The sequence below is a fragment of the Pedobacter cryoconitis genome (assembly GCF_014200605.1).
Classification (GTDB): Bacteria; Bacteroidota; Bacteroidia; order Sphingobacteriales; family Sphingobacteriaceae; genus Pedobacter; species Pedobacter cryoconitis_B.
In genome coordinates this window covers 300828-313028 of the sequence record NZ_JACHCE010000001.1, presented here as the reverse complement: position 1 = coordinate 313028, position 12201 = coordinate 300828, and the positions used below count along the sequence as shown (strand labels likewise).

Below are 12201 nucleotides of genomic sequence, written 5' to 3'. Positions count from 1 at the left end.
TCAAAAAAAATGAGTTACCATAACGTTGAAATTTTATTTGTTGAAGATAGTATTGATGATGCTGCACTCACCATCCGTGCATTAAAAAAAAGTGGTTTTACAAACAAGCTCCATCATGTTATTAATGGTGCAGAGGCACTGGATTTTCTTTATTGTAAAGGAGCTTATGTAACACGAAGTGATAGAGAATTCCCTAAGTTAATCCTGCTGGACTTAAAAATGCCAAAAGTATCTGGCTTACAGGTACTGGAAAAAATAAAGTCAGATCCTATTCTTAAATCAATCCCGGTAGTTATGCTCACTTCATCTAATGAAGGCCCGGATATAGAAAGATGTTTCGAACTTGGTGCAAACAGCTATATTGTAAAGCCTGTCGAAAGCGATAATTTTTTTAATGCAGTAAAAGAGATTGGATTATATTGGATGGTATTAAGCCAGCCACCTCTTTAACCCTGGTAAGTATCCAGGAACGCTCTCCACACTACATTTTGTCGTATAAACAATGACTCCAACGCTTAGAATACTTATTCTTGAAGACAACGAAAGTGACGCTGATCTTCTTAAACGTGAATTAAAAAAATCCGGACTAAGCTTTATTACTGAAGTTGTCCAGACACGTACAGAATTTGAGAATGCACTAAGGACTTTTAATCCTGATATGATCCTGTCCGATTATTCTCTTCCTTCTTTTGATGCAGTAACCGCTTTCCGCATTAAACAAAATAAGCTGCCGCATATTCCATTTATTATTGTTTCCGGTACTATTGGAGAAGAAAATGCAGTTGAATTGATTAAATCAGGTGTTACTGATTACGTTTCCAAGAATAAGCTGTTTACTTTATCTACAAAAATCAACAGGGCAATAAACGACACACAGGCCTGGAAAGAAAAGGTACTAACTGACGAAAAACTAAAAGTCATTAACCTGGAACTTTCAGAATTAAATCAGGAACTGGAAATTCGGGTGGCTAATCGTACAAAAGCACTTGCAGAAAGTGAAAGCCGGTTCAGGATCATGATGGAGACAATTCCACAAATTGCCTGGACAAATACAGTTAAAGGTGAAGTCGTTTTTTACAATCAGCGATGGTATGACTATACAGGCCTGAATAGTGAACAAACCGGTCTGAGGAGATTTAAAGCGGTAATTCACGCTGATGATTTTAAAACCGGTGTTGAGCAGTTCAGTTCAATTCTGCAATCTAATGATGGCGGTGAATTTCAAATCCGTATCAAACGGGCAGATGGACTTTTTATGTGGCATCTGATTCGTTTAATGCCTATTATGGATCAACAAGGCCAGATGCAGCTTTGGGTAGGCACTGCAACCGACATACAGGAACTCAGGTTACTTCAGCAGCATAAAGACGATTTTATTACTATTGCAAGTCACGAACTCAAGACTCCGGTAACCAGTTTAAAGGCATCTTTAGAACTTTTGGATAGAATGAAGGATAATCCTCCCTCATCTACGATGTCCAAACTCATTGTACATGCCAATAAAAGCCTCGGTAAAGTTAATGCATTGATCGAAGACCTGCTGAACTCAAGCATGGCCAATCAGGGACAGCTTCGTATCCGTCAGCAAGATTTCATCCTGTCTGAGATCATTAAAGAGAGCTGTAATGATATAAATGAAAATGGCATATATACGATTAAAACCGAAGGAAATATGCAAATCGAAGTTTATGCAGATATCATACGGATTGAACAAATCATCATTAATTTCGTCAATAACGCAATAAAATATGCACCTCAATCCAAAGAGATATTAATTTATATTGAAAAGGTAAATGATATGGCTAAAGTATCGGTAATTGATAAGGGGCCTGGCATAAAGCAGGAAAAACTCCGGTATCTCTTTGATCGTTACTACCGCGCTGAAAATAGCGGAAGCCAATACACCGGGTTAGGGTTAGGACTTTACATCTGCTCAGAAATCATTAAAAAACATGGCGGACAAATAGGTGTGGAAAGTGAATTGGGTCAGGGCAGTACATTTTGGTTTACGCTACCTGTAAAAAAGCCGATCCATGGCAAAACCACAGATCAGCTAAATAAATTAATCCAACCAGCATTTATTAGCTGATACCAATTCCAGATAAACCAATAATACGACCAGTAAAATGATTACGATCCTAAAGGCAATTTCTATTCGCTTAGTCATAATTTCTCCTTTTTAATTATAATTTGTATTCTGCCAGTGACGGAAATACCATTGCATGCTGAGACAGGATAAAGTCTATTCTTTCTTGTTTTTTCAGGTTATATAATTTGGAAATCTGACGGTCACCCTGTAAGATTTGATAACCAGCCGCCAGATGATCATTGGCTAACTTAGTAATGGTAACTTCTTCTATTGTTTTGATGTCGCTGTTAATCATACTTCCATACCAGTATGGATTGGGTTGTTCATACCAGGTAACCAGTGTAAAAACCTCTCCTGTAGTATGACCGGTATCTTCTGTCATAGTTTTTACCGCTTTGGAATTACCATAAAGTGTAGATGCAGTCAATTCCTTTTGATTAGAAAATGAGGTGATCACTGCTTTATCATGATTATCAAAAATAGCTTCAGGGATTATAGCTGGTCCGGGAATAGAATTGCAGGCAGTAGTTACCAACGCCAGCCCCGCAATAAATAAGAGTTTTGCTTTCATATCATCATGATTTATTGAACAGACTGAAAATCGTTCTTCGCGGCTGCAAGAATTGCCCCGTCAGTTTTACTTTGTACAATACCAATTAATTCCCATCCTGCAGCATTAAATCCTAAGGGTAAAGTCATATTTATTTTTCCTTTACCATCTGCACCAATGGCCTGAATAACCATTTTTCGCACAATCTGTACATGTGAAAGTGTAGCCCCCGAATTTTCACCCGCTTTAACCTTGCTCTGCGCTGATTTCTGAACCATTGCTAAAACCAGATCACTATGTTTAGTTACGGCAGCCTGGTAATTTACACTCAAATGGTTATTTTCTGCCTTAGCTTCAAGAGTCAATGTCCCGGCAGGCTCTGTATTTAATCCACCCGATATTGCGTTCAGCAAAGCACGTTCATCGGAACCAACAAACTCAGTCTTTCCATTAACTACAATCTGGGGCGTGTAAATTGTCGCAAGGTTCAGAGAACCTGCATACTGACGTTGTCTTTTTGTATAACTGGCATCACTAAAAACATCTTTCCAACCCTGACGGTCCCAATAGTCCACGTGAAAGGCTAATATATAAATCTGTTTATCTTTATTTTCCTGCTGGATTTTAGCGACCAAATCATCAGCAGGCGGGCAGCTGGAGCAACCTTCTGAAGTAAACAGCTCTATGACTGCAAAACCTTTATTTTTACTCTTTTTAACAACATTATCATCCTGATAATTTACAAAAGCTGTGACGATAACGAATAGGATTGCCAGACAGCCAGCAATCATAAATAGATTAAATTTGTTCATTTTCTTTTTTTTAACTGATTAATAATTAGGATTTATTTTCTCTTTTACTGGGGATATCAAAGACAAAACCAGTATGCTTTACCAGGCGGTGGCAGTTGATACAAGCTGTACCATAGGCAATATTTTTACCGAAAGGAAGGAGTTTTAAGGAAGTAAACCTGGCAAATCCCCAGCCCTCAGTGGCCCTGAATTTCTTATCATCCTTAATCATGTACTGGATATTGTTAAAATTTCCAGGTTTAACATTCCCGTCTTTGTCTGCAGCTTGTTTATTCCATACAACTTTTGCAATTTTTGCCCCATTAGGAAAAGGGTTGATATGGCCATCTGCAATAGCTTTCACGGCAATATCATTTCCATAAATAATTCTCATTGTACCATTATCAAACCGGTTTGTATTAGCAATTACCTTCCAGCTTTTATATTCATCAGAGTAGCTTATCCCGTTGAGCGCAACTGGTACCTGATCAGGATTATCATTCGTTTGCGGAGTCTGTACAACCTGATGACTGGCTTTGATAATTACCGTAATATCAACCTTTTTAGCACCCGATAAAGTGAGTACATAGTTTTTCAAAGTCTGTAACTCATCTTTTGTAACCTTCGCTGAAGGATGTAGAATCGTGTACTTTTTAAGCGGCATCTTTCCCTGATCTATCATATTTACGATTTCCCATAACTGGGCTTCCTGATCAGTTTTTGAAAGCTTATCCCATTCAGAGAAATTAAACCGGCTTCTTGCCTCATTCACGTCATGTGAAATCTGCCAGGATACAGGCGCGATCTGATCAAACCAGGCCAGATTGGTTTCATTAGAATGGCAGTCATAACATGCCCGTTTTAAAATGCTTTCTACTTCTGGCGTAGCTTGAAAAGAGCCGGTTACAGCTGGATTACTGACACTTTTAGTAGTGAATTGAATACTTACCCCTACAAATAAGCCAATAACAATACAAGTAAGGATCTTCTTCGATTTTGTGAGTTCTGATAGCTTCATAACAGTGATTATTTATCCAAATGTATTTTCAAATGAATTGCTTAACCAGCGTATAAGATGTTAATAAGGCGATGTTCACCCTGAAACAGGCATTTTGCAGGATGAGTGGACAAAGGCCAAAACACGATCATCCAGGCCTAAAATATTTCAAGTCAGCAAATGACTAATTCAAGGTCTATTTGGCCTTCTCCCACTATTTCACGGTTACACACAGTCTCTTAAGCCCCTATTTTTGACTCAGCGATTTAAACTAAAAATCATGGAAAACGACAACACACCACAACAAAATAAATATGACCGCCGCCGCTTTCTGTATACCGCAGGAATAGCACTGGCCGCATCAGAACTACTGCATACAGGTTATGCCGAAGCAGGGACAAAATCCGCATCAACTACTGATATTCAATTAGTTAAAAAAGGCAACCATACCTCATTTGACTCTATAAAACAGATCGACGCCGGTGTCCTGAATATTGGTTATGCAGAGGCAGGCCCTGCCAATGGTACAGTAGTTATGCTGCTGCATGGCTGGCCATATGATATACATAGTTTTGTTGATGTTGCCCCTTTATTAGCTTCAGCAGGCTACAGAGTGATTGTCCCGTATTTACGTGGTCATGGTACTACGCGCTTTCTTTCAGAGGAGACTTTCCGCAATGGTCAGCAATCAGTCGTTGCACTTGATATTATCGCCCTGATGGATGCCCTTAAGATCAAAAAAGTAATCTTTGCCGGTTATGACTGGGGGGCCCGTACAGCCAATATCATTGCGGCACTCTGGCCCGAACGCTGTAAAGCAATGGTTTCTGTCAGTGGTTATCTGATTAATAATCTGGAACGCAACAAGCTCCCACTATCACCAAAAGCAGAATGGGGATGGTGGTATCAATATTATTTCTCTACAGCACGTGGCCAGGCAGGTTATGAAGCAAACCGTCACGATTTTGGAAAGCTGATCTGGAAAAATGTTTCACCTAAATGGGATTTCGATGAGGCCACTTTTGATCGTACAGCTGCAGCTTTCGATAACCCTGACTATATCAGCATCGTCATTCACAATTACCGCTGGAGGCTCAGCCTGGCTCCCGGAGATCCGCAATATGATTATCTTGAAGACCAACTGGCTAAAGGCCCGGTAATTAAAGTACCCACAATTACAATCGATGGTGATTCGGATGGTGTTGCCCCTGCCACCGATGGAACAGCATATGCTGGAAAATTCTCAGGAAAACATATACACCGGATTATCAAAGGTGCCGGACATAATCTGCCACAGGAAGCTCCACAAGCCTTTACTGATGCAATTATTGAAGTTGACAGCTATGCCTAAAAAAATATTAAATAAAAAAAAGCATGGCCACAGGCTGGACCTGCTTTTTTTATTTAATTTGCCACTCAAACCCGGTTAACATGGAAAGCCTTAATTTTGAAGCCATTGCAAAGCAATGGTTTGATGCGTTCAACAACCATAATCTTGAAGCACTTTTAGCATTATATGATGATCAGGCTATACACTTTAGTCCGAAACTAAAAATCAGACAACCAGAAACCAAAGGGCTGATCAGCGGTAAAGCAGCACTCCGTCAATGGTGGAAAGATTCATTTGACCGCTTACCTACCCTGCGCTATCAGCCAACGTCATTTACAGCCAATGATCAACGTATTTTCATGGAATATATCAGAACTGTAGCAGGTGATCCGGATATGCTGATCGCCGAAGTACTTGAAATCAGTAATGGAAAGATAAACGCTTCAAGAGTTTATCACGGCTAAAGCTCATCATTTTGATGAAACCTGTCTTTTTCCATCTGAAGACTATCTTTTTCCAGGATAGTTTTCAATTCCGGTGCAAAGCTCAAGCCCCATTGATCGACAGCCGAAACCAAAGGTAAAATAGCTTTTCCAGATGCTGTCAGATAATACTCTACCCTCAAAGGGACTTCCGGATAGATTGTTTTCCCTAAGAGCCCGTGAAATTCCAATTCACTTAATTGTTTTTGTAAAACCCGTTTAGTAATGCCATTGATAGAATTAACCAGGTCCCTGGGACGCTTTATGCCTTTTGAAATTTCATCAAGTAAACAGAATTTCCATTTGGAACCTACTACTTCCATAGCTATGCTAAGGCCACAATCATAATCAATTGGAATTTTTCGTTGATACATATCTACAAATTTAAGTAAAAGGATCGTTTAATGAATGGTGACTAATTTATCACTAAATGATTAATCTGACATCTATTGTCCGGCCTGTCTGTATGCCCCATATTTGTCCCGGCAAATTAAAGTCAATAACATAAAAATTATACAATGAAAACTCTGGTCATTATCATTCATCCGGATCTTGAAAACTCGGTAATCAATAAACGATGGATTGAAGAATTAAAAAAATATCCCGAAAAATATAGTATAAGGGATCTGCACAGTTTGTACCCGGATGAAAAGATAGATATTCAGCAAGAACAGCAGTTGATAGAATCTCATCATAAGATTATATTTCAATTCCCCTTTTATTGGTTTAATTGTCCGCCACTTTTCAAAAAATGGCTGGATGAGGTATTAACTTACGGCTGGGCATATGGCAGTAGCAGTCCATATAAATTAGCTGATAAAAAGATTGCATTAAGCATTTCTATAGGTATTAATGAAGAAGACTACCGGGAATCAGGAAAATATAAATATACAATGAAGCAATTGACAGCTCCTTTTGAGATCACTTTTGATTATGTAAAAGCCGATTACAGACCATTTTTCGCTTTCTATGGAGCAGAATATCATATTATTGCAGAAAGAGTAGAAGAAAGTGCCAGAGATTATATCTCCTTTATAGAATCTTTATAAAAAATTGTAGATTTATATTCATCCTTTCAACATAGACTTATTATGATGCGATCTACTTACAAAAAAGTTCCGGTACTTTGCGCTACTCTTATACCCTTTGTATTTGCCTGCAGCAGCAGTTACGCACAAGCTATAAAAAACAAATCAACCGGCGGTACAAACCCACCGGTTGAGACCCAGGCGGCCAATTCGAAATACAAACCTGCTTTTGCGGGACAGACAAGAATCGCTGGTGTGAAAACAAAAACACCTTATACCGTTACCCTGTTAAGTAAGACATTAGAACATCCCTGGGGGCTCTGTCTGTTACCTGACGGACGTTTTTTAATCTCCGAAAAGATGGGGACTATGTCTATTGTAACCACTGCAGGAAAAGTAGTTAAGAAAATAACAGGCTTACCAGCAGTAGTACCCGACGGACAAGGTGGTTTACTGGACGTAAACATCGATCCTCAGTTTGCCACAAACAAAATGATCTACTGGGCTTATTCAGAACAGGTTACCGGAGGCACTTTACTGGCTATTGCGAAAGGGAAATTATCAGCTGATGAAAGTAAGGTAGAGCATATTGAAGTCATATACCGTGCTACACCTGCTTATAAAGGAAGTCTTCAATTTGGTTCACGTATCGTATTTGATAAAAATGGAAACCTGTTTGTGAGTACTGGTGAACGCTCAGGAGCCGACATTCGTATGCAGGCACAGTCACTGAATTCGTCCCTGGGAAAAATCATTCACATCACTAAAAATGGAAAACCGGTTCCCGGTGGCCCTTTTGCCAAAACAGCTGGTTCAAGACCTGAAATTTATGCCTATGGTTTTCGCAACCCCGAAGGTTTAGCACTGAACCCGGCGACAGGCGAATTATGGGAATCAGAATTCGGACCAAGAGGAGGAGATGAGATCAACATTATTCGTCCGGGAAAAAATTACGGATGGCCTGTAATTACCTATGGGATAGAATACAGCGGTGAAAAAGTTGGAGACGGTATACAACAAAAAGAGGGTATGCAGCAGCCTGTTTATTATTGGGACCCGGTGGTTTCTCCGGCAGGAATCGCTTTTTACAACAGCAATGTAATTCCAGAATGGAAAGGTAATTTGTTTGTAGGTGGCCTGAGCAGTATGCATATTGCCAGGTTAGTGATTAAAAATAATAAAGTAATTGGTGAAGAGCGGTTACTGAAAAATGAGGGCGAACGTTTTCGTGCCCTTGCTGTAGGTAAAGACGGTGCATTATATGCCGTAACCGATGGTGGAAAATTTTATAGGGTCGCAAAAAAATAATCAATTGATTCTGGCATGAAAGTGGTAAGACATTGATTTCAAATCAAAAAGCGATGAACTTACCATCATTTAAGCAGGTCAATTTAAAAAAAGTAAAAAAAGAGGTCAGAGAAGGCTTTAACCATCTTTCTGAAGGTGGTTTTAAGCAGGTTTTTAACCAGATTGACCAATTGAATATCAAAAAAGGTGTAGATACGCTGGGGATCGATAGCTTTATCAATCAATGTGCTTTGCTGGCCGCTGGCTCTGGTTTAATCACTGGCGTGGGCGGCATAGGAACCATGTTGATTGGTACTCCCCTGGATATACTCAATATTATCGCCCAGCAATTCAGGGTAACACTAGCAATTTCTTATCACTACACCGGCAAATACAAGATCAATTTTGATGATTTCTTTAAGATAGTCGCCACATCTGTCAAAGCTGATACCAAACTAGCCCTTAGCAAAAATGTCATGGAGGAAGTTGCAGAGAAAATCCTGATGGGTCTGGGCACTAAAGCAAGTCGTCGTTTGATACCAGTAGTAGGCGGTGTAATTGGTGGAACTGTCAATTATATGTTTATTAAAGGAATTGCAAAGGAATTAAAAGAGAGGGAATATTAACAGCAATGCTATTTTATTCTGTTATACTTCTTTAAAATGTCGATAACCAGGTTATGAGGAAGTCCATATGCCTTATTTCCATTAATACCTTCCATAGTTTCGGCAGCAACCATTGCGTTAATAATAGCTTCTTCGACAGACTGAACTGTGGCCTCGAATAATGGATTCATTGCATCATTGGGCAGTTCATCAATCTTCGCCAATTTGACTCTCTGAAATGCCGCAGGGTTTGCTGTTGAAAAAGCAATAAAGATATCACCCGATCCATTTTCCCCATTTCCACCAACAATACCTACCCCAAGAGGCACTCTTGCAGCAATTCTTTTTAACTGATGAGGTAACAGCGGGGCATCTGTTGCAACGACAACAATGATCGAACCATCACCTGCCTGCCGGTATGACGGAGCCTTTTTAAAGACGTAATCCATTGTATCTTTCAATTCCCTGCCAACAGGGACTCCTGCAATTTTAAAATTTTGTCTGGCCCCAAAATTCGATTGTACTAAAACACCAACTGTATAGGTAGAATCACCTATTTTCACAATTCTGGATGCAGTACCTGTTCCACCTTTAAAACCCAGGCACATCATTCCTGTTCCACCACCTACATTTCCTTCCTGTATAGCACCCGATTTAGCAGTATTTAATGCTTCATAGGCATGTTCTTCTTTGACATGAAATCCATAAATATCATTCAGAAACCCATCATAGGTTTCTGCTACAACAGGATAGCTAAACCAGAAATTCTCTTTGTGCCAGCCTGTTTTTATAAACCATTTTAATACAGCATCTCTCACAATGCCTACACTATTGCTATTGGTTATCATAATCGGTGTTTCCAGAAACCCCGATTCTGTTATCCAGGTTGTTCCGGTCATTTCACCATTTCCATTCAGGGAATACCAATTTGCAAAAACAGGGTTATTATTTTTGCCTCTTGGAAATATCGCCGTTACCCCGGTTCTAACAGGCCCCTTTTCCCGGATGTTTTTTCCTTCTCCAGAGATAATTGTACTATATCCCACTTCTACACCTTTTACATCTGTTATGGCATTAAATTTTCCTGTAGCACCTACAAATGGGATTCCAAGATCTCTTGCCCTTGGTTTTTGGCCATATACAGTCACTTGACAAAGGATAAGTATCCCTAAAGGTATAATTTTATTCATTTAAGATATAAATATTTTTACATAAAACCACTCAACAAAACCAAAGAAACAAATAAATAACTAATACTACACAATAAAAACCATATGAATTATACAGATACAATAACAGAACTCTATTATCGATAGCTGACGGAGATGGCCCTATTTATTCATTCTTTAGCTCAGATGGGTCATGAAAGCCAAAAAGTTCTATTTTCTCTCCGAAATTCTGAGCGATTACCCTTAGTTTTTTTAACGATTCGATCCGTAAATCATTATCCATCGCCATGAGTGCTGCCAATTCATCAACCGGATGATTTTCCGTAAAAAGTTCATCTCTTAAATAATAAGCATCCCCTGCATATAATAGCCACCTGTCTTCTTGTTGAATCGCAATCCCGCAATGTCCAAGAGTATGTCCCGGAAGGGCTACCAGATAAATTTCTGATTCAAAATCCAGTTCCGCTCTCTTCGCAGCAAAACCAAACCAGTACTCATCAAAATCATGGTATAGTTTTAAAAATGGTTTGTGTTTCAGTTGTTCCGGACAATAGCGCGGATTATCTTCCAGAAAACTGTTCATCTCAATAGCAGAGACATGTACTGCAGCACCGGGAAAATCTGCAAGTCCGCCAATATGGTCAGGATCAAGATGGCTTACCAAACAGTGTTTTACCTCATCTTCCGTAAAGCCCAGTTGATGAAGTGCAGAAATAGCAGTGTCATTCAGGTTAAAGTTAAAACCGGCCTGTTCAATTATTTCTTGCCCAATCCTTTCTAAAGGAAACAAAATGTCATGAACCCCTATCCCTGTGTCAACTAATGCCAAACCCTTTATATCCTCTAATAATAAACAATGACACAGCACTTTAAGACTATCAGGATCTCTTTGCAAAGTGCCGCAATTGATATGATGTATTTTAACCATTTTATTAATTTTATTCAAATCTCAATAATTGCCGATTGTGATAATAGCATAAAACCGGCATAGAAATGATTAAGACAATAAAATCCGTTGAGGTATATTCTGATGGATATGACCGGACAAGAGCGCCTGGTTTTGATGTTTTATCTTTAAATACGAATTTGGTGTAAGCCCCGAATATCGATTGAACTCTCTGATAAAATGGGATTGATCAGCAAATCCAGCAGCATAAGCAATAGCAGAAAGATTCTCAACCGGATTGAAATTGATTCTTTTAAGTGCGCTCTGAAATCTCGTGATTTTGAAATACTGATAAGGGCTGATACCTGTTGTCTGTTTAAAACGACGTTCAAACTGCCTTTCACTAAGCTGATAAATTTCACTTAAATCCCGGATTAAGGTTCCATTATTATTATTGTTAATTCGCTTTATCGAATCCTTTATCAGCAGGTCCTCTCTGCGCTTACCATTTAACTTCTGCATAAGATAGCCGGATAAAATTTTAATTGCAGTTTCGGCATCGGGAGCCCGAAGCACTTCTTCATTTAAGGCAGCCCTGCAAAAATCCCTGAGATCTATTATTTGATTGCTGAATTCCATGTGATTAATATCAAAGAACAGATTTAATACCCATGGATACAAGCTTACGCCAACAGCAGAAAACTGATTGCTGGTATAATTGGTAAAAGCATGAGTAGAAAGACTATAGACAAACGATACAGGTAGTTTCTGCTGATCAGGTAACTCTAATACCTGCCGGCCATTGTTATGATGAAATAATAATCCGGGTAAACCATCAGGAAAAATCTGGAAACGCTTCCTGGTGTTATTCAGTTCGCGGGTTTCCAGATGCCAGAAATATTTAACATAATCCTTTAAACTTTCCGGAGGATAAAAATTCTTAATAGCAACCATTGGATCTTTACTTATACCCATAAAGATAATCAC

General features: G+C 39.1%; 14 protein-coding genes. 7 read left to right on the top strand and 7 right to left on the bottom strand.

Annotated features, from left to right (window positions below):
- Window positions 1–9 precede the first annotated feature (9 nt).
- Together HDE68_RS01560 and HDE68_RS01555 are read left to right on the top strand one after the other, a co-directional pair.
- The gene (locus HDE68_RS01560) at window positions 10–450 is read left to right on the top strand and encodes a response regulator (protein ID WP_183878231.1); all 441 of its coding nucleotides are present in this window, start codon (window positions 10–12) and stop codon (window positions 448–450) included.
- A 52-nt stretch (window positions 451–502) separates the two neighbouring features.
- Window positions 503–2089 carry an ATP-binding protein gene (locus HDE68_RS01555; protein ID WP_183878229.1) on the top strand — a complete coding sequence of 529 codons (1587 nt, stop codon included), beginning with the start codon at window positions 503–505 and terminating at the stop codon, window positions 2087–2089.
- Between the two features lie 94 nt (window positions 2090–2183).
- Here HDE68_RS01555 and HDE68_RS01550 read toward each other — a convergent pair whose 3' ends face one another.
- Genes HDE68_RS01550 through HDE68_RS01540 form a run of 3 tightly spaced genes read right to left on the bottom strand, consistent with a single transcriptional unit; the run spans window position 2184 to window position 4448 of the window.
- The gene (locus HDE68_RS01550; RefSeq protein WP_183878227.1) at window positions 2184–2660 is read right to left on the bottom strand and encodes a hypothetical protein; all 477 of its coding nucleotides are present in this window, start codon (window positions 2658–2660) and stop codon (window positions 2184–2186) included.
- Window positions 2661–2671: 11 nt separating this feature from the next.
- Window positions 2672–3451 carry a DUF1223 domain-containing protein gene (locus tag HDE68_RS01545; protein ID WP_183878225.1) on the bottom strand — a complete coding sequence of 260 codons (780 nt, stop codon included), beginning with the start codon at window positions 3449–3451 and terminating at the stop codon, window positions 2672–2674.
- Between the two features lie 25 nt (window positions 3452–3476).
- Window positions 3477–4448, bottom strand: coding sequence for a heme-binding domain-containing protein (locus HDE68_RS01540; protein WP_183878223.1), 972 nt, complete (start codon window positions 4446–4448; stop codon window positions 3477–3479).
- Between the two features lie 259 nt (window positions 4449–4707).
- Here HDE68_RS01540 and HDE68_RS01535 point away from each other — a divergent pair, with 259 nt between their 5' ends.
- Together HDE68_RS01535 and HDE68_RS01530 are read left to right on the top strand one after the other, a co-directional pair.
- Complete coding sequence (locus HDE68_RS01535; RefSeq protein WP_183878221.1) at window positions 4708–5778, top strand: alpha/beta fold hydrolase; 1071 nt, start codon at window positions 4708–4710, stop codon at window positions 5776–5778.
- Between the two features lie 80 nt (window positions 5779–5858).
- A complete protein-coding gene (locus HDE68_RS01530; protein WP_183878219.1) occupies window positions 5859–6221 on the top strand; it encodes a nuclear transport factor 2 family protein in 363 nt (120 codons plus the stop codon).
- On the opposite strand, the gene HDE68_RS01525 is transcribed toward HDE68_RS01530, so the two are convergent.
- Complete coding sequence (locus HDE68_RS01525; RefSeq protein ID WP_183878217.1) at window positions 6218–6613, bottom strand: winged helix-turn-helix transcriptional regulator; 396 nt, start codon at window positions 6611–6613, stop codon at window positions 6218–6220. The genes HDE68_RS01530 and HDE68_RS01525 overlap by 4 nt on opposite strands.
- A 144-nt stretch (window positions 6614–6757) precedes the next feature.
- Here HDE68_RS01525 and HDE68_RS01520 point away from each other — a divergent pair, with 144 nt between their 5' ends.
- From HDE68_RS01520 to HDE68_RS01510, 3 genes are read left to right on the top strand one after another with little or no spacing between them, the layout of a single operon-like run.
- Window positions 6758–7288, top strand: a complete 531-nt coding sequence (locus HDE68_RS01520; protein ID WP_183878215.1) for an NAD(P)H-dependent oxidoreductase — start codon at window positions 6758–6760, stop codon at window positions 7286–7288.
- Between the two features lie 42 nt (window positions 7289–7330).
- A complete protein-coding gene (locus tag HDE68_RS01515) occupies window positions 7331–8575 on the top strand; it encodes a PQQ-dependent sugar dehydrogenase (RefSeq protein WP_260171560.1) in 1245 nt (414 codons plus the stop codon).
- Between the two features lie 53 nt (window positions 8576–8628).
- On the top strand, window positions 8629–9180 hold the full coding sequence (locus HDE68_RS01510; protein WP_183878213.1) for a hypothetical protein: 552 nt from the start codon (window positions 8629–8631) through the stop codon (window positions 9178–9180).
- 8 nt (window positions 9181–9188) lie between these two features.
- Here the strand turns inward: HDE68_RS01510 and HDE68_RS01505 are convergent, their stop codons facing one another.
- The 3 genes from HDE68_RS01505 to HDE68_RS01495 all read right to left on the bottom strand — a co-directional run bounded on the left by HDE68_RS01505 (window position 9189) and on the right by HDE68_RS01495 (window position 12189).
- Window positions 9189–10349, bottom strand: coding sequence for a P1 family peptidase (locus HDE68_RS01505; protein WP_183878211.1), 1161 nt, complete (start codon window positions 10347–10349; stop codon window positions 9189–9191).
- Between the two features lie 145 nt (window positions 10350–10494).
- A complete protein-coding gene (locus tag HDE68_RS01500; RefSeq protein WP_183878209.1) occupies window positions 10495–11256 on the bottom strand; it encodes an MBL fold metallo-hydrolase in 762 nt (253 codons plus the stop codon).
- Between the two features lie 69 nt (window positions 11257–11325).
- Window positions 11326–12189, bottom strand: a complete 864-nt coding sequence (locus HDE68_RS01495) for a helix-turn-helix domain-containing protein (protein ID WP_183878207.1) — start codon at window positions 12187–12189, stop codon at window positions 11326–11328.
- Window positions 12190–12201 lie beyond the last annotated feature (12 nt).